Source organism: Nocardioides jiangsuensis (assembly GCF_019679455.1).
In the GTDB taxonomy this organism is placed as follows: domain Bacteria; phylum Actinomycetota; class Actinomycetes; order Propionibacteriales; family Nocardioidaceae; genus Nocardioides_C; species Nocardioides_C jiangsuensis.
In genome coordinates, this window is record NZ_JAIEZQ010000002.1 from 1,170,953 (window position 1) to 1,188,885 (window position 17,933).

A 17,933-nucleotide genomic window follows, 5' to 3' on the forward strand; every position below is an offset into this window, starting at 1 on the left:
CCGCCGCTCTGCCGAGTACCGATCACGGGCACGGTCAGAGCGGCCGAGCCCGTGCTGTCTTTTGTGGACCAGGGAGTGCCTTGGCCGCGACGACGAACTGGCGCAGCGTCTCGCGATGGTAGGCGGGATCGTTCGTCCCCTCGACCGGAATGGCGGCGAGGATAGGAGTCGCGCGGCGACTGTCCTCGAGTTCAAGGGGTGTACTCGTTTGCCGTCGACTCCCCATCCAGCTGGCCGGTCGGCGATGCGAAACGCGCTCAGGGTGGCTTTTAGCTGGGGGTCCTCCTGCAGCCACGCCCACCTCAGGTTGCACTCCGTGTCAGTAGGTAGGTACCACGCGTGACACGCCAGTTTCCTGATGTCTCATCTGACCACGAAGACGTCGCCGTATCCTGCGACGGTGTCCTCGCCGGCGCTCATGCTCTCGTCTCGAGCTTGCGAGGGGAATGAGCCTGACATCAGCGAACCTCAATCGTCAGTCTTGGTCAGCGCAAGTGCTTGCGAGTTATTGAAGCAGGCGGCTGGCCGTCTAGGTGCTGCGTTGGAGCGTCTCGGGGGTCGGCTCCAGTGGTGAGTGAGGCGCTGCGACGGGCGACTGTCGGTGCCCGGGGAGAAGCTGTACCCCCGACAGAAATGGGCGCGCCTCGTCCCACGAGCTCGCACCTTCCGCGACGGGCACGTCTCCTTCTACTCCGCCCTCGAACCCGCGCGGCATGGTCTGGGCACCGTCACGCGAGAAGGTCTCAACGCCAAGGACACCCTCAGAGCGATCCACATCGACGGCTGGGACATCCGGAAGGAGCCGCTGACGAGGGTCGATCCCCCTGGGCAAGGCGTTCACCATCCGGGCAAGTTCGCCACGATGCGGCGAAACGAGGGTGTCGAACGTCCGGCCGTCAGGATCAGGCAGGGGTAGCGCGGCGGGCAAACGGGGACCCGCAATGTCATTGTGACCGTCGACCGGAAATGTTTGACCGACCACACCTAGGGCTGCAGAGAAATATCGGAGATCGAGTTGTGATCATAGTCCGGCGTTGATGAGGTCCTGAAGGAAGCGAGCCCCGACCTGCACACGATCTACCGAGTCGATGAGTTCATCGTTCAGATCGACTTGCGGAATCGACAGGAGCCACTCGTCGTCGGACGGGACTGCTCCTGCTGTGCCTTGTAGTACCTTCTCGAGGATCTCTTTGGCTTCGGGCGACGCAGGAACCTGAATGGCGATACCAGTCGGCACGCTGCGCAGGCCGACGCCTGACCGGGTCAGCTTCATCCACCGTGGGGTGGTCGAGTAGCCGTAGAACCACGGATCTTCCGCTTCGCTCGGCTGGCCCGCCCGGCACCAGATGGCATAGAGGTAGGCGTCTCGGTACCAGCTGCGCTGCACCGTCTTCCGCAACATGGTCAGCTCGTAGCCTAGTCTTTCGGCGGCGCCGTAGTAGATGCCGGAGTTGCCCTCTCGCATCGTCGAGTAGCGAACCAGGTAGTAACGCCAGTCGTAGTGGTTCTTCGCGGAGCGATCGTTGATGAACTCGTCGCTGATAGCGCACAGCGACACATCGGTCTCTGCGTTGGAGCCGGCAACGCGGTCGAGAAGCTTGCCGAGCACTGTGCGAGCGCGTGTGAGTGCGACTCGGTCACCGCGGTCTACCAGGAGCAACCGCCACACGCTCTCGGTTGTGGGGGACCCGAACCGGTGTCGGTCCGAGTCCGGGTAGTCGCGCTGGTACTCACCCGTCGCAAGGAGAGCACCCGTGAGTAGAGGCCAATGCTTGGGGTCGAAGACGGCCTCGAACGCCCCGGCACGGGCCTCGATCGAGGAACCCAGGTCGAATGCTGACAGGGTGCCCCGCAGGATGTTGTGGTCCTCGAGGCGAGCCAGCGAGGCAGCGAGCTCGGGGTGGCGACCTCGCAGCGCACGCTTGGCGTTCTCGTCGGCCACCTGGTTCTGATTGAAGGTGGCGAGGCTGGCGAGGTCACCGCTGTGCATGAACTCGGCTACCTCAGCGATGAACTTTGGCATGTTCTGGACACGCATTTCGAACTGGGATGCCTCATTGACATTGCGCAGGCTGCGCAACCGGGTCCGTGCATCTTCGGTCTTGTCGATCCGGTGCGTGAGAACCGCGAACAGGAGCAGCGTGTCGGTCAGTGAGAACAGTCGTGTCGTGCCGCGCGTCGCGCCGTACCTCTCACAGCAGGCGTGGAACAGGTCGGTGGAGGGTGCTCCGAAGAGCCGCACGCCGTCGCCTTCGATGGAGCTCTTGAACAGGTCGGCGAAGACGTCAGCAATCGTGCGATCCGCAACCCAGGTATCGAACGCGGCGCAGATGAAGTCGAGATGTTCCTTACGTCGTGGGTTGCTGCAGCTGAGCAAGGCATTGATGCGTTGCTCGGGCGTGAGGACTTCTTCGCCTCGAATCCGGTTCTCGCGCCACTCGCACACCTCGACGAGAAAGTCGAAGTAGCGCATGAACTCGTCGTCGACGATGTCGTTGTCGCCGCGGTAGGGCCAGAAGAGATCTGTCCACACCCCGTCGATCTTGTGTCCGAAGTCGTCAGCGGCTCCGGACTCGGCGACCAGTTGGCCCAGGTGGGCCTTGAATGCCTCGAATGCGGTGAGGGGCTTCCCGCGCGAGTTCATCTTGATGTACAGGTCCTCGGCAGCGCCCATCTCGTCGATGGGCAGCAACTGGAACCAGATGGCGGGGTGCGTGTCGTCCGTGAGTCGTGTCCACAGTTCTTCGGCGTCCTCATCTGAGAAGCGCTCTGCGATAGCGTCCAGGGTCACCAGCATCGCGCGGATCGTGGGGTCGAAGCGCCATAGATGCAGATACCAGCTCTGGTCCGTGATCCACGCGGACGGCGGTCCTGCGAGGTCACTGGGAGGCGGATACTTCACGATGCGCTCACAGAAGAGACGAGCACTCGGACGCGTGGCGTAAGTGAAGCTTGCCCACGGCTGCCGGCCATCCAGACCGCCGCGGCGGAAGGCGACGTACCAGTGCAGGAGGAAGAGTGTGGTGAGGCGTTGCTGTCCGTCGAGAGGCTCGAACTTGCCGTCACGGACCTCGCCATAGATGAAGTCGAGTCCGACCGCGACGTCCTCGGTGAGCGCGGTATGTAGGGCATCGAGGAATGTCCCACGAATGGCGTTGGTCCGAGCGTCCTGGCGGCCCTGGGCGTAGTCTCGCTGGATCAGCGGGATCTCCACCTGATCAACGCTAGGTGCGCCTGCGACCTGCTCGCCGAACATGCGGTGGAAGCTGGTCCGATAGCCGGTCATACCCCTGTCGCTCATGCGGCAACCTCCTCGGACTCGTCGAGCTGGTCGTTCTCAGGAATGTCTTCGAGAAGGTAAGGGTCCAGAGTCGCGCGCATTGCCTCCAGATAGGCTTCCCGATCGCGTGGCCCCCAGAAGTGGAGCTGCTGCGCGGCCGAACGCTTGTCGTAGTACTTCAGGAACACATTGCGTGTGCACACCGGAATGTACGACCCGCTTTGGTCGAGGTTGATGATGTGCCGGCGCTTGACCTCGAAGACAGAGTTGCTCAGCACGCTGTTGTCTTCGCGCGACAACAGAGCGAGGTTCGCGATTGAATCGACCTCGTCTCGGTCGGCTGCTTCTGGTGCGTCTGCTCCGTCGGAGTCCGCGCCGGGCGTGAACAAAGCGACGATCTCACGATGCAGCGGCTCGAAGGTGTCGCTGGAGATTGTGGGCAGCGCTGCATCGATTCGGCTCTGCAGGGCTTCTCGTTCGTCGGACGAGACGTCCAAGGCGTCCAAAGCCTTTCGATGCTCTTTCAGCCAAGCCGTCCACTGCTCGACGGTATTCAGACCTTGGGAGTTCTGGGCATGAATGTGCTCGAGGGACCAGAGCTGGCGGGCATGTGCGTTGAATGAATACCGCTCGGACGAGTGCTCGTTTCGACGTATGGTCTCGACGTTCATCAGCAGGAGGGTCCGGTTCGTCTTGGTGCCGCCGTACGTGAGGGCGGCGACCCCATGCCACGGAAGATCGAGGCTCTTCGCGATGAGTGAGTCAAGGGCTGCCTCGAAGGTCGACTTGGCGAGTCCCTGAGCGAGTGCGACGAGGTCGAAGAACGTGGCCCGCCCTGACGCGACAAGATAACCGATCTTGTGAAAGAGGTTCCGGTCGTCGTGCCACCCGAGGACAAGAGAGTGCAGGTCGATCACCTGGTCCCACAACTCTTGGGGGTCGGCCACGATGTGAGGCCGAAGCGTCTCGAACGTCTGGAACGGGACCCGGTGCCGGGGCTGCTTCCCCGAGATGGAGTCGGCCAGGGTGTCGAGAAGCAGCCCAATGCGGGTGGCTGGGCCGGTCGAGGAGCCCGTGGCGAACGCCCAGATCTCCGGCGACCAGAGATCGCGCTCGATGCTGTCCCACTGCGCCGCAGTCTCATGCTCGCGCTCGATCCGCGAGAGCAGTGAGGCTTTCACGAGCTCGGCGTCGGTGAGCGGGATTCGCCCCACATTGAGCCGTGTGAACAAGGCACGCGAGTCGAACTCAGGCTCCTGGGGTGCCTCGTACCAGATGACGTAGACCGTACTGGTCAGTGCCTGGAAGAGGTTGATAGCGGCCAAGGTCGCGTTTTCCTGTTCCGCGAACCATGCCTGTACGACGACGAACGCCTCATACATGTGGAAGTAGTCGATGTTCCTCGAGCTCGCCTCTGCCTGAGGGTCGTCGAGAAACTCTGCGCTGCCCGGTCGGGTCTCATATGTGAGCGTGTAGCGCAGCTCTGACTGTGGCAAGTAGTTCTTGATGCTCCGAAGGATGAGATAGAGCGTGGTAAGGCGCTGCTGACCGTCCACGAGCTCCCAGCACCCGTCCTCCATCGGCTTCACCACGACCGGTTGCAGGTAGTAGTTCGAGGCTCCGGCCTCCTTGATGTCGTCCAGAAGCTGCCGGACCTCGGCCTCGCCCCAGCGGTAACCGCGCTGATAATCGGGGACGAAGAAGGTTCCTTCGAGGTCGCCGACTTTGCGCGGTTTCAGGATTGCGGGAGTGCCAAGATACATGCCGCCCATCTTGGCGAAGGAATCCGGCAACCGGAAGTAAATCGGGAATCCGATACTCAATGCGGCAGATCTCGTGCAACACTGCGCGGGTCCGGTTCGCCGCTCTACGGCGAAGATCGTGTCAACGCTGCCCGCGTCATTGAGGGTGGCCGCTGGACCTCCGGCTGCTCGACACGGTCGTCCAGGGCACCGACCTCGCGGCCGCGCAGAGCCGAACGCCTTCGGTCGCCGGGCGCTACAGCATGCTGCGCGGTGTGTAAGTCGCCGAGACGCTGGCCGCCGACGTACGCCGAGCACTGCCGGGGTCGCCGCGGGCGCATCTCCTGGACGCACTGGGAGCGATGGAAAGGACGTCGGCGGACACCTGAGAGTCGGCGTCCGGCGAGGTACCTCGCGCGGCTTGATGGAACCGGCGGCCGTGGGATGCGAGGCTATTTCAGCAGGCTGGCGTCGCCGGATGATCCGTGGCCAGAGACGTATGTCGTCGTCTCGACGTCCCTGGAAATCCTGGATGGCAACGATCTCGACCGGGGAGCTGATGGATGTCCTGGATGGTCGAGGCGGCGCCGCTCGGCTCCGCAATTTCCCCTCCGTTGGCAGCGGGATGAGCTCGTCGTCAGCTTCGGGTCAGCGCACGTACGAGGTGATGCTGCGGGATGGCTGGCACTGGCAAGGCGCATTGTGGATTCGGCTTCGAGTGCCGGACAGCTCCTGGAGGCTCCCGGCGCGCGACCTTGGAGCGGCCCCACGGTGTTGCTCCCGGTCGACAAAGTCGCTGTTCCCGGAGGCGTGCGAGGGCGAGGCGATACGGCGACACCGGAGACGCCCGACTCGCGGCTGGCGGCCGGCTAAAGGTTTCTCGGACGAGGAGTTCTGCGACCTCTTCGGACTCGGTTGGCGGGGCGTGGAGTCGAGCAGCCGGGATGAGCTGTTTGCCCCGGACACGTTCCTCTGGGGCGACCCGGTTCAACTTGCCGCGGAGATCGACGTGGGGGGCCGGCTACGTGTCGGTCTCTCTGCCGGAAGGTGGAACGGTCCCGGCCTGGAGTTCGACATCCCTGACCCTGTCCCGTTGGACGCCAGCATGCCGCAGCCCGTGATCGAGTCCTTTGTCAGAGATCTGCTCCGCCGTCTGTGGCGAAACTTCTCCTCGTGCCGATACTGCGCCACTCCGTTGGCTCCCGAGGGCCGCATGGAGCGTGACGTCTGCTTAGGCTGCGGCACTTGAGTTCTGGGTTACGTCTATTGACGCGCCGATCCCTGAGGCAGCGAAGGAGCGACAGGTTAACGCTCATCCCAAGCGACGACGACCCCTCATCAGGCGAACACTTCGCCACCGCCTGGTTGTCGATCGTGGTACGGCCCCGCCATCCCGCGCCGATCAGGTCGATCGGCCCTGCGACCCAACTTCTGTTGGCTTTCGGCGGACCGCCAGGGCTGGAGATCGTGCGGACGACGTCCTCTGCCGGGTCACGAAGACCGAGGGAGTGCTTCGATCTGCATTCTCCCGATGAGGGGACGCCCGACGACTCGATAGCAAGCCCGGAAGATCCCGGGCTTCGAGGTAACAATTCTCGCCGAATGGCTGCCGAGATTATGTGCGTTTGTCCCACGCTGACTGCATCTGACAAGTAGCCTCGGTGCCAGCAAATATCATGATTTGACGGTACCCGGGGGGGCGTGTGATGGATCCTGCCAGCGACTGCGCGGCGCGGCTCGCGGCGTTGTCAGCCGATCCACGATTCGCGTCGCGGTCAGAGGACCTGCGTTCCCTGGCGGAGGACGTCGGGACGGACGACATGGACGCGCCGAAGTCCTGGGGCGGCATCGACCTCTTCGCGGCGTTTCCCAAGGAGTCAACGGTCACAGTCGGGCACCGCGACGGTCTTGAGCATCTTCTCGGCGTGCTTGCGGGCATAACCGTGTTCATGCCGGTGGCCTGGACCTGGCTCAGCTTCCACCGTGCCTCACAGGCGTACAACAACCTGTTGCAGACCGGCTCCGAGGAAGGAAGGACCTTCCTCTCTCTCTGGACCACGGGGTTCGACGGCAGGCTCCAGGACCGCCACCTGCTCGTCCCGATGTCCCTTGTCTCCGTCGGGCTGATCATCTTCGCGGTCCTGTTCATCGTGGCCCACCGGCTAGCAGCGTCGTACAACGTACGTCGCGAGGATGCACGCCTCAGCGAAGCTCAAGCTGAACTGGCTTCCTGCCTCACTGACGCTCAGCGCGTCTTGAACTCGCGGCGGGCGGAGAACCATCAGCAGATCGGGGCAATGGTCAAGGAGTCTGTACGCCGGTTGCTGCGGGCGCATGACGCCACCGAGGCAGGCGCTCAGGAACTCCGGGAAACAATGGTGGAGGTGCGGGACGCCCTTACACCCGTGCTCTCGTCGCTCCAGGCCACGAGCGCCGAGTCGGCTTCGTCTGCGGAACGCGCGAAGCAGGCAAGCGAGGCCCTCATCGCCGCGGTCGACCAGACAGAGTCCGGCCTGAAGCGGATCATGGGGGATCTCGGCGACTCCCTCGGAGCGCGCGTCGAGCACTTCGCCACCTCGTTGAGCGCGCACACCGACAAGTTCGCCAGCTCTGTCGGGACCCACGTGGCCGAGCTTCGACGCGAGACGCAGGGTGCCCTCCATACAGCCGGGACAGCGGCTCGCGCCGCAGCGGATGAAGTCGTTTCGAGCGTGACTTCCGTAGCCGAAGTCCAGCGTGGTGTCGTCGACGAGATCGCGAGATTGTCCGCTACGAGCACCAACTTCAGTGCTGACGTGAAGACGCTCATCGCCGCTCTGCAGGAGACGGTAAGGGAGGTCGACGCGTCACTGGTCCGACACGAGAGTGCCATGCAAGCGCAGGTATCGGAGCTGACATCTGCCCGGGATGCCGCAGAGCGCATGCTCCTTCAGCTGGAGCAGCAGGCGTCGACCAACGGCCACGCCAGAACGTTCTGAGCGTGATTTTGGATGGCATTGCAAGGGGATGCGCGGCGTGGTCGCCTTCTGACCATCGAGTCTGTGGCGGGGTGGGTCTTCGCTGACCTACTTCTCGTGCTATTCATCGTCGGATTGGGAACAGCTGTACCGGTGGAGCCGCCGCCAGCACCTGAACCGGAGCCCAAGGTCTCGAAGTCGCCGGAACCTCCGCCCATCGTCGGCATGAAGACCAACCCCGAGTTGCTTTCCATCTCCTTCGACGGAGGCGGTCTCCTTGCAGGGGCTGCTTCAGCGCGCCGGGAGGGAGCGGAGATCTGCAGGAGCCTCGGACGCAAGGCGCGGCCGATGGCCGGTGATCGCGCAGCAATGGTGCTGGTTTTCGGTGGAGCTCCCGAAGTCTCGACGGGGCAGGCCGTCGCGCGTGCAGTGGCGAGACAGCTCCGTTGTGCAGACCCGAACGTCTTCGCCCGGAACCCAGCGACAAGGGCGTTTTGGGACGGCACCCTGCCACTCGGGAAGGCACGGCTCGAGGTGTTCCTCTTCACCACCAAGCAGAAGACAACAACAGGAGATTGACCATGGGACAGAACATCCTCCCCTTCTACCTCGTCTGCGACGAGTCGGGCTCGATGGACGGGGAGCCCATCGATGCCATCAACACGGCACTGCCCGAACTGCACCATGAGATCGGCATCAACCCCGTCGTCGCGGACAAGACGCAGTTCGCGATCATCGGGTTCAGCGATCGAGCCGAGGTGCTCCTGCCACTTTCCAACCTGAGCCAGGTGGCATCGCTTCCTGTGCTCAGCACCAAGGGCAGCACCAGCTTCGGGGCCGCACTGCGCTGCGTGAAGGACGAGATCGAGGCCGACGTCTCACGCCTGAAGAGCGAGGGGCACCAGGTCTACCGTCCGGTGGTGTTCTTCCTTACCGATGGCTACCCCAACCACGGTGAGAACTGGCGCGACGATCACCAAGCCTTGACGTCGCCTTCGTTCCCGTACCACCCCAACATCGTGGCGTTCGGCATCGGTGAGGCCGACCCGACCGTCATCTCGTCGATCGCGACGTTCCGAGCGTTCATGTCGGACAACTCCACGTCACCTGCGGACGCCTTGAACGAGTTCGCCAAGGCACTGACGAAGTCGATCGTGCGCAGCGGAAGTACGCCTGCTGGAGACGGCGGAATGGTTCTCCAAGCGCCTGACCAGGTCCCTGGGTTCACAAGCCTCAGTGTGGATGCTCTGTGACTCACGTCGAACCAACCGAGCAGCCTGATGAGGGCCCCGCGCAGGCAGAGTCCGAGGACCTCGTCAGGAACGCGACTGGTCCGGATGTGCGGCATGAGCCGTTGTCAACGCGGACTGCGCATGGGGCGCTCGCTTCTGAGGGCCCCGGATTCGAAGCTGATGACGCGGCCCCCATGGGAGGCAGCCCTTGCGAGTCCCATCAGGAGATGGCGGCCACTGAACAAGTCTTCACCCCTGCGGTGTTACCCGGACTTCCTGCGGCCGGAACTCCTGGGATCCACGATGTCACGAAGCCACTGTCGTTCGGACCGGCAGCCGTGCTCAAGCCTCAACCGCCGCGTCTGCCCGACTGGCCGCATACGGCCATGGAACATGTACCTGACACCGCCATCGACTGGCTCGATACGGAGGTCGGTCACGTTCGCGCTGTGTCTGCGCGTGGCCACATGCACCGCTATCTGGGGGAAGTGCGGCAGGACTCATACGGGCTCGGACTGGTTGAGGATGTCCTAGTTATCTCGGTGGCTGACGGGCTTGGCAGTGCGGAGTGGTCCCACATGGGGTCTGCCGTGGCAAGCGCCGAAGCCGCTCGTTGGAAAGGCTTTCTCGAGTTGACCTGCGGTGACGCCGCCCCCTTCGAGACGGTGTCCATGGAGGCTCTGGCCGAAGAGCTCGCCGCCGTGGCCGCTGACCGCGGGGTCGACGTTCGCGAAGTTGCTACCACCTTGGTTGCCGCGGCCGTCCGTACTAGGCAGATGTCTGAGCAAGGCATCGCTTTCGAGGTGACACTGCTGCAGGTCGGCGACTCCACCGCCTGGCGGTGCTCCTCTGAGGAGGGTGGATGGGTCAAGCTCGGTGAAGAGCCAGACGATCGCTCGACCCTCATCAGCACCGCCGTCGACCCGCTGCCACTTCATCACGAGGCCCGGGTGTGGAGGGAGACCTTCGAGGCCGGTGAGACGCTCGCCCTGGTGTCGGACGGCGTCGGGAACATGTTCCAGGCCAACTCGGACTACGCGTCCGTTCTTGCCGGCCTGTGGCAAGACGGTGCGCCGACGCCTTCCCGGTTGCTCGAGGTCGTCGATGCCACGGTGAAATCGTTCGACGACGATCGAACGTTCGTGGGCATCCACTTCCCCGGCCCGGCACAGTCATGACTTTCACTGCGCTCAGCACACTACGAGTCGGGCGCGAGCTGGCCTCGGGCGGGCAGGGGTCGGTCCTCGAGGTGGAGGGTCGCCGGGACGTCGTGTTCAAGCGGTACCACGACCCGCAGAATCCAGCGTTCAGTTCCGATGCGCTCGTCAAGCTCGTGATGGAGCGGCACAAGATCTCCTACGCGGGGCAACCGGTCGACGAATGGGCCGCGTGGCCGAACGAGGTCGTCGTGGATGGCCCGAGCACGGTGGGTTTCTTGATGCGACGGGTGCCGGACGAGTTCTTCGTGCAGATATCCGGACGTCGCCACCCGGCAGAGCTCAGCTTTCTCGCAGCGCAGTCCAGTCCGCTCTGGGGCGACCTGCGTCTGCCAACGCTGCCTGAGCGACTTGCGATTCTCCACAACCTCGCCGGGGCTGTGCAGGCGCTCCACCAGCGCGGGGTCGTCCTGGGTGACATCTCCTTCGCAAACATCCTGTGGTCGGCACGAGGAGCCGGCCGCATGATGCTGATCGACTGTGACGGCATGTGCAAACAAGGCGCCAGGCCTGTCCTACCCCAGGCTGAGACGATCGACTGGAACGATCCTTTGGCGTCCCCTGGCGCAGGGACCGACATGGACCGCGACCGCTACAAGCTCGCACTTGCCGTGATACGTGTGCTGACGAAGAGTCTTGATGCCAGGCCCGGAGCGGACCGCGTGGAGCCAGCACCCACCGGCGTCAGCGACCGTCTCGCCAGCAGTGTCAACCAGCTCCTCGGTCGTGCAGCCGGACCGGTGGGGTCCAGGCCGAGCGCGCATGAATGGGCTGCTCTCCTGAGTGGTCGAGACTCGCGTCCTGTCGGATCGACGTCGACTCGTTCGAAGGGTGCCGCGCCAGACCCCAAACCTGGACTGCTCCGATCATCGCAGCCGCGCCAGTACCGCCCCGTCGAGCCCCCGGTGGTGTGACCGTGCGTTGGTGGCGACGACTGGCAGGCTGGCTGTTGCGAAGATCGCTTGGTCGAAGGGACAGCCTCGACGCCTCCGGGGACACCGGTCGGTCCCCGATGGACGCAGCGGTGGGCGACGGCGACCTGTTGGTGCAGCAGGGGCCAGAGGATGGCCACATGCTGACAGGAGGCCAGGACGCGACTGGGCAGTCGTCACCGTCATTCAGGCACGTGACGCGGGAGCAGTGCATCGCGCGACTTGATGTCGTGTCCGCAGAGCGACCCACTTGCAACGGTTTGCCAATAGTCACCTATCCGAGCAGCGTGGGACGTCGAGCCGTGCAAGCACGCAGGCGCGAAAGCGGTCGGCTCAGGCGCGGCGTCTTGCTGGGTGATGGGGGTCAAGGACAGGTGCACGAGTTGGCTGGTGAACCGTCGCGGGTCGTCAAGGACTTCATCACTCCGATCTCCGAGATGGACGAAGTCTTCGAGGGCCTCGTGCTAGCCGGCGCGAATGTTCGGGCGCTCCTTGCCGGCGAGCCCATCACCCTGGCGTGGCCGCAGGAGATCGTCGTCTCGGGGCGCGAGATCACGGGCTATGTGATGCCTTCGATACCTGACCAGTTCTACTGGCAGGACAAGAAGTTCTTCCGCGGTAAACGCAGGGTGCGCGAGCTCCAGTACGCCGTGCGGCGAGAGTCGGCAGTCTCGATCCCATTTCGAGCTGACGACACCCACAGATTGGAGCTGGTTCGCCTCGTTGCAGCATTCCTCGAGGCGATGCACCGAGAAGAACTGGTGTACGGCGACCTGTCGTGGGGCAATCTTGCCTTTAGCGTCGGAGACAAGGTGGAGCTTTGCGTCTTCGACTTCGACTCAACACGACAAGTCGGTCGACCGGCCTTCACCAGACAGCGCCCTGCGCAGACCGTTGACTGGAACGATCCGGAGGACCGCTCCAGGGCGGTCGCTAGTTTCGATTCAGACCGGTACAAGTTCGCACTGCTGGTGTACCGGCTACTTGTCGCCCATGACTTCGATTCTCGGCCGGAAGACGCCACACGGGTCGGCTCGATCTCTGGTCTGGATCAACGCGGCGTGCACGGTTTGCAGTCCTTGCTCAGGCGTGCAGCAGGACACGCCGGAACCCGGCCGCAGATCTCGGAATGGCTCGCCGTACTCCAGCGGTGACAAGCTCACCGCAGGCCGACGGCGGCAGCGCGACCAGTCTCGAGGGCATGGAGCACCGCTTTCAGTCCGTAACGGTCGACGGCAAAGGCTACAAGGCGTAAACCTCCGCCGTAGAGAGGGTCCTCGCTGGCGATCATCTGGGCGGCGATCTGGCGCTCTACCGCCCCCGCGCCTGATCCGCGCAGGTGCTCCAGCGCGAGTGCCTCTGAGAATCCTTCGGCAACAACCGGTGATACCTTCGCTGGGCCCGCCTGCGCGAGCAACGCGTGGCCGAACTCATGCGCTAGCACTCGTCGGAAGTGTGGGCGAGGGAGCCCTGCAGCGATGCCGATCGTGATTGCTCCCGTGAGACGTCCATATCCGTCGTGGGTCCACTGCGTCACACCGAGCTGGTCAGGACCCGTCGTGAACAGCCCTGCCGATGTGAGCTGCGCCGGTGGCTTGAGAATCAGCTTGACGGGATGACGGATGGTGAGGCCAAGAGATGCCATGTGGCTCCCCACCTGGTGCAGCGGCTGCCCCAGGTCCGCAACGCTCTCCACTGCCTGACGGCTGCAGCTCTCACAGCTCGCGGGATGCGAGAGGGCGTTTCGCACGGGCAGTCCGCACCACCGGCACAGCGGCAACTGACGGTGAGAGACGCACCAGACCTGGCCGGTGGATGACACCATCCACTGCAATCCGACATCGAGTCCGCAGACGGCACAGTTTCCGCCACGAGATGCCAGCCCACCGGCCACGTCTGCCCCTGGAAGCCTCATCGAGATGTCATCGAGAGCCTAACTCCACGCACGCAGAATGGGGCGGTCTTGTAATAGTTGCGGGGCAAACCAAGCGCGAACTCCAAGAAATTATCTGCTTCGTGCAAGTCCCGGGCACCAGTCGACGGTGGGGGTGAGTCCATGTCGGACCATCCAGTCGATCGCCTTGCGCACGATCCTGACCTTGCGGTTCAGCTCTCGGATCGTTGCCGATTTCTCGTCTGACAACGGCGAGAGTCGCGCGTGCTCGGCAGCCAAGTAGCTCTCGATCTCGGCGAATACAAGCCAGCTCGAGTGGTCCGGGTCCAAGCCGAGGGCCTTGCGAGCATGGCCCACTGCCATCCGCCGTACGATCTCCGTCTCCAGCGTCTGAGCGGAGACGTCTCGGGCGAGTACCGCGGTAGCTGCCGTGACCGAGCCAGACCCGACGAGTCCGCCGGCCAGAATCATTCCGCCGACCATGCCTCCCGGCCCGAACGCGGCGAGGGAAGCAGTGATCGCCGCAGCCCCAGCGAGGCCCGCGGGAGCGGCAAGCATGAGCCCGATCGGGCCGGTCGCGAGCAAAGCCAGACCAACAGCGCCGACCGCGAAGCGGCCCCAGCCAGTGGAGGAGAACTCGTTCATGGCCGCCTTCAGAGAGTCACGTACCTTCCCGCCTGCGGCGCTCGTGAAGCCCAGGTCGCGCCAGACTGACGGGACAGCGTTGAGGTCGCTCGGTGAGACATCGATATCGTAGGGCGCGACCTGATTGGTGGTGGCAGCGACGATGACGGAGCGGAGCGCTGTCTCGATATCCCAGCCAGCTGGCGCAGCAGGACGTTTGGCCTTCTCGAGATCGACCAATGCATTGGGCACCGGACGGCCCTGCTCCAGTCGCTGTTCCTGCAGGAGCCGGGCGACGCCGGACTGTACGTCTTGCAGAGCAAGTCGAACCCTGTCCTTTTCAGACTTGCTTTTGATCAGCTCCCCCGTGTGGTGAGCGAAGACCACGCCCAGCAGCACTTGCTTCTCGTCGTCTCCAAGACGGACGTCCACGGCGCGGCCCGTGGTCACGGACGCTGTAACGGTCCTCGACCATGCGTCGGCGACCGCGCCTGCGACCACAGGGTGCGCAAGGTAGGCGCTTGCGCTGTGCGAAAGCGGAGGGAGGGCGACTCGGATGTCATGTGCCGCGGGGAACAGGTAGCTGATGCCTCGGCCCCCGGTGACGGCGTCCCACCGGGAGAGGACATTGAGCCAGGAGCGGACCTGATGGTGGGGGAACGAACGAAGCAGCCGGTCCGGGCTCATTCGGTGCATGGGCATGAGGCCCGCCGGACTGCCGATGGTGACCATCCTTCGAATACGGACCCGTTCGGGCAGATGAGCCATGAGATCGATGGCGACCAACGAACCGAGGCTGTGTCCCACCACGACGAGGTCTCGTCTCGCACCGAGGCAGCTGAGAACCCGTTGAAGAACTGCGGCCCGCAACGGCTTGCTGTGCAGATACCGGTCCGCGTCTTCGAGGTCACTGACCGGAGGGGCCCACCGTGCGGCACCGTCCGTGATGCGCTGACCGAAAGTGCCGAACCCGCCAGCTACTGCATCGTCGGATGCCAGATCGCCGAGCCGGCGCTGTTCCCTCGCATACGAGGTGATGCTTGTCAGTCGCTCGGCGCGGTCTTCGGAGGGGAAGAAGGTCTCCTCCGGGAAAGTGACCCTGGCATCGGGGGGCGTCTTGAGGAGGTCGACGTAGTCGGGTGCAGCCACCGAGCGAGACTCGAGGTCCAGCCGATCGAAGCCTGCTGCGGCCCAGGCTTCGTTCAGCCCGGACAACCAGCGGTCGTTGCGAACGCCTTGTCCCACACCGTGCAGGTACAGCAACGTCGCCGACACGCTTATCACTCCCTACGGTCCGCTACTTCCGATCCGAGTCCAATGACACCATATGGGCAGAAAGTTCTATCTGCCATGAATAGTCGCGCCCACGGCCCCCGATCCCGGGTTCGTTGCCGTTACCTGAGCGTCTCGTCGAACGGCAGAGATTCCGACGATTCGGCCACAGTCAGCGTCCCGTTCGTCCTACTCTGACCAGCAACGGGTCTCGGGGAGGACACAGGAAATGACCATCGTGGTGACTACGGCGAAGGGCGGCCGTTACCACCACGCTCCTGACTGTGAGGCGCTCGCCGAGGGCCATAACACTTCTGTCGAGACCGCATGGACTCCGCCTGGCGATAGCCGGGGACTTGTCGGTGCGAACCGATGTGTTCTCCTATCCTGAGCGTCGGCTCCGTGACGGCGACGCGAGGCAGCTGTCATTGGAGATTCAGGTGAGGCGGTTTGTTGTGACGGGGACTTCCGCGACGGGCCGCGAAGTCGAGACTGACTAAGGAGCCCATCTGTGACGGCTGTTCATCCGGAGGTCGAGGAGGAGCAGGTCTTCGTCGACCGTGCCTACGCGCTGTTCGACAAGGGATTGGCGGACACCGAGCGCAGCGTGGGGGAGTACCGCCCCCAGCACGCGTCGACGGCTCGTGCGCTTCAGCGTGCGCTCGACATCCTGCGTGACTCCAGGGGTTCGGGTCAGCTCGTGTTCGGCAAGATGCAGCGCGACGGTGAGACGTCGTACATCGGTCGCCGCCGAGTCCGCGATGAGGACTACAACCCCGTCGTCATCGGCTGGCACGCCCCGGCGGCTCAGCCGTTCTATGAGGCGTCACCCGGAGAGCCTCGTGATCTATCCCTAAAGCGGGTGTTCACCGAGGAGCAGCGTCGCCTGGTCAGGATGTTCGACGAGATCAGCCTCGTGGCCGCGGCGGATGCGGCAACCGACGGACTCGGTGAGCTGGCGATCTCCGACGCGCTTCTCAACGAGCTCGAGCGTTCGCGTGATGGCGCAATGCGGGAGGTCGTGGCGACCATCCAGGCGGAGCAGTTCCAGATCGTTCGCCATCCCCTTGACGGCGTCGTCGTCGTCCAGGGTGGGCCTGGCACCGGCAAGACGGTCGTCGGGCTTCACCGGGCCGCCTGGCTGGCGTTCAACTACCCTCAGCTCCGCCGGGCCGGGATCCTCGTCGTGGCGCCGTCGACGACATTCCTGACTTACGTGAGCGGTGTCCTGCCCTCTCTCGACGTCACCGACGTCGACCAGGTCGAGATCCAGGCCCTGTACGCCGGTGAGGCGCGGGTGGTGGGCGCCGATCCGCCGGAGGCTGCTCGTGTGAAAGGCACCGAGTCAATGGCTGTCCTCATCCGCCGAGCACTAGAGGCCCGGGTCGGGTGGGGAGACGACGACCTGGTGCTCAGCCTTGGCGCGGACCGGATCCGTGTGTCCGCCGAGGACCTGCACCGTTTGCTGGACGAGGCGCGCATGCGAGACCTGCCCTACGCGGAGGGACGTGACTTCGTCCGCAACGCTCTGGCCGCGCTCGCCGCGAACAAGCACCGTGAGGACCAGCAAGCCCTGGGCAGACCGGTTCGTGCCAACGAGGCGACCATCCGTCGGCTCTCCGCCTTCGCGAACGCAGTCGACCGCATGTGGCCCTCCTTCACGCCGGAGGAGTTTCTTCGCAGTCTCTACGGCACCCAGTCCTGGCTCGTCGCTGCGGCGGAGGGAGTCATGACAGTCGACGAGCGCGCCCGGCTCTTCCGGCCCGTAACGGACAGCGTCGCCAACGAACCCTGGACCGAAGCGGACCTCTACTGCCTGGACGAGGTTGCTGGCCTCCTCAGCCGCGACCGCCTGACGTACGGCCACATCGTGGTGGACGAGGCTCAGGACCTGTCACCTATGCAGGCTCGCGCGCTCGCGCGGCGTTGCCCGAGCTCCTCCTTCACCGTACTGGGTGATCTTGCTCAGGCCACGGGCCTTTGGGTTCGTGATTCCTGGGCCGAGCTGACCGCACACCTGAGCGACGGCTCCGAGTCACAGGCTGAGTTCTCGCTGTCGATCGGCTACCGGGTACCCGCCCCGGTCCTGGATCTCGCCGCCCGGCAGCTCCCACTTGCCTCGCCAGACCTCGTGCCTCCGCGATCCATCCGTGACGGGCTCGGTCCGCCATTTGTCGTCTACACGGAGGCCGAGGTCCTAGCGGACACTGTCGTGCACCAGGCCGCGACGACGACCGAGGGTGGGCTCTCCACCGCCGTGATCGTCGCCGATCCGTGGTTCGACGAGTATTTGCAGGTTCTCACGGAGGGCGGACTCGTCCCGGGCGACGGCCGCGACGGCGACTTCTCGAGGGACGTGACCCTTGTGCCTGCCTCCCAGAGCAGGGGCCTGGAATTCGACGCCGTACTTCTCGTCGAACCGGCAGCGATCGCGCGCGAGGCCGATCAGGGGCCACGACAGCTCTACGTGACCATGACCCGGTGCACCCAGCGGCTCGGAGTCGTGCATGCAGAGCCGCTGCCCCCAGGGTTTGAGGCTTACCGGGCTGCGCCCGCTGCCTCGGCGGATGAGCCGGAGACCCGTCCGCTGTCCGAGGACTCGGACAGCGGAAGCCGGCACCGTCGTGAGACCCTCGGGCCGGACCACGATCGGATGGACGACCTTGCCGTCCTCATCGACCGTCTCAGCAAGTCGGATCGTGAGATGGTGCATGCACTGGTACGGCGCCTCCTGACCGACGCGGAGCAGGAACACGATGAAGGGAACTGCACGCAGTGAGCTC

11 protein-coding genes are annotated in these 17,933 nt (G+C 64.3%); 7 read left to right on the forward strand and 4 right to left on the reverse strand.

Annotated elements, in window-relative coordinates; genetic code table 11:
* Positions 1-1,021 precede the first annotated feature (1,021 nt).
* Positions 1,022-3,301, reverse strand: coding sequence for a DUF262 domain-containing protein (locus K1X13_RS14075; RefSeq protein WP_221025646.1), 2,280 nt, complete (start codon positions 3,299-3,301; stop codon positions 1,022-1,024).
* Positions 3,298-5,103 (reverse strand): DUF262 domain-containing protein, encoded by a 1,806-nt coding sequence (locus K1X13_RS14080; protein WP_221025647.1) that lies wholly within the window; start codon positions 5,101-5,103, stop codon positions 3,298-3,300. Before K1X13_RS14080 ends, K1X13_RS14075 begins: the two co-directional genes overlap by 4 nt.
* A 1,625-nt stretch (positions 5,104-6,728) precedes the next feature.
* Here K1X13_RS14080 and K1X13_RS14085 point away from each other — a divergent pair.
* The 6 genes from K1X13_RS14085 to K1X13_RS14110 all read left to right on the forward strand — a co-directional run bounded on the left by K1X13_RS14085 (position 6,729) and on the right by K1X13_RS14110 (position 12,514).
* Entirely contained in the window at positions 6,729-8,000 is a 1,272-nt protein-coding gene (locus tag K1X13_RS14085) for a hypothetical protein (RefSeq protein ID WP_221025648.1), read from the forward strand.
* A 204-nt stretch (positions 8,001-8,204) separates the two neighbouring features.
* Positions 8,205-8,558 (forward strand): hypothetical protein, encoded by a 354-nt coding sequence (locus K1X13_RS14090; RefSeq protein WP_221025649.1) that lies wholly within the window; start codon positions 8,205-8,207, stop codon positions 8,556-8,558.
* A gap of 2 nt (positions 8,559-8,560) precedes the next feature.
* Positions 8,561-9,232, forward strand: a complete 672-nt coding sequence (locus K1X13_RS14095) for a vWA domain-containing protein (RefSeq protein WP_221025650.1) — start codon at positions 8,561-8,563, stop codon at positions 9,230-9,232.
* A 206-nt stretch (positions 9,233-9,438) separates the two neighbouring features.
* Positions 9,439-10,389 carry a protein phosphatase 2C domain-containing protein gene (locus tag K1X13_RS14100; protein ID WP_221025651.1) on the forward strand — a complete coding sequence of 317 codons (951 nt, stop codon included), beginning with the start codon at positions 9,439-9,441 and terminating at the stop codon, positions 10,387-10,389.
* Positions 10,390-10,481: 92 nt separating this feature from the next.
* The gene (locus K1X13_RS14105; RefSeq protein WP_221025652.1) at positions 10,482-11,342 is read left to right on the forward strand and encodes a protein kinase family protein; all 861 of its coding nucleotides are present in this window, start codon (positions 10,482-10,484) and stop codon (positions 11,340-11,342) included.
* A gap of 392 nt (positions 11,343-11,734) precedes the next feature.
* Positions 11,735-12,514 carry a hypothetical protein gene (locus K1X13_RS14110; RefSeq protein ID WP_221025653.1) on the forward strand — a complete coding sequence of 260 codons (780 nt, stop codon included), beginning with the start codon at positions 11,735-11,737 and terminating at the stop codon, positions 12,512-12,514.
* Positions 12,515-12,519: 5 nt separating this feature from the next.
* On the opposite strand, the gene K1X13_RS14115 is transcribed toward K1X13_RS14110, so the two are convergent.
* Both K1X13_RS14115 and K1X13_RS14120 read right to left on the reverse strand, forming a co-directional pair.
* Entirely contained in the window at positions 12,520-13,005 is a 486-nt protein-coding gene (locus K1X13_RS14115; RefSeq protein WP_221025654.1) for a protein DA1, read from the reverse strand.
* A gap of 360 nt (positions 13,006-13,365) precedes the next feature.
* A complete protein-coding gene (locus K1X13_RS14120; RefSeq protein ID WP_221025655.1) occupies positions 13,366-15,153 on the reverse strand; it encodes an alpha/beta hydrolase in 1,788 nt (595 codons plus the stop codon).
* Positions 15,154-15,661: 508 nt separating this feature from the next.
* Between K1X13_RS14120 and K1X13_RS14125 the strand changes: the two genes are divergently transcribed.
* Positions 15,662-17,929 (forward strand): HelD family protein, encoded by a 2,268-nt coding sequence (locus K1X13_RS14125; RefSeq protein WP_221025656.1) that lies wholly within the window; start codon positions 15,662-15,664, stop codon positions 17,927-17,929.
* Positions 17,930-17,933 lie beyond the last annotated feature (4 nt).

Coding starts and splice junctions, on each gene's coding strand:
- K1X13_RS14095 (WP_221025650.1), top strand. CDS start 8,561: ATGGGACAGAACATCCTCCCCTTCTACCTCGTCTGCGACGAGTCGGGC.
- K1X13_RS14115 (WP_221025654.1), bottom strand. CDS start 13,005: ATGGCATCTCTTGGCCTCACCATCCGTCATCCCGTCAAGCTGATTCTC.
- K1X13_RS14100 (WP_221025651.1), top strand. CDS start 9,439: ATGGCGGCCACTGAACAAGTCTTCACCCCTGCGGTGTTACCCGGACTT.
- K1X13_RS14085 (WP_221025648.1), top strand. CDS start 6,729: ATGGATCCTGCCAGCGACTGCGCGGCGCGGCTCGCGGCGTTGTCAGCC.
- K1X13_RS14075 (WP_221025646.1), bottom strand. CDS start 3,301: ATGAGCGACAGGGGTATGACCGGCTATCGGACCAGCTTCCACCGCATG.
- K1X13_RS14090 (WP_221025649.1), top strand. CDS start 8,205: ATGAAGACCAACCCCGAGTTGCTTTCCATCTCCTTCGACGGAGGCGGT.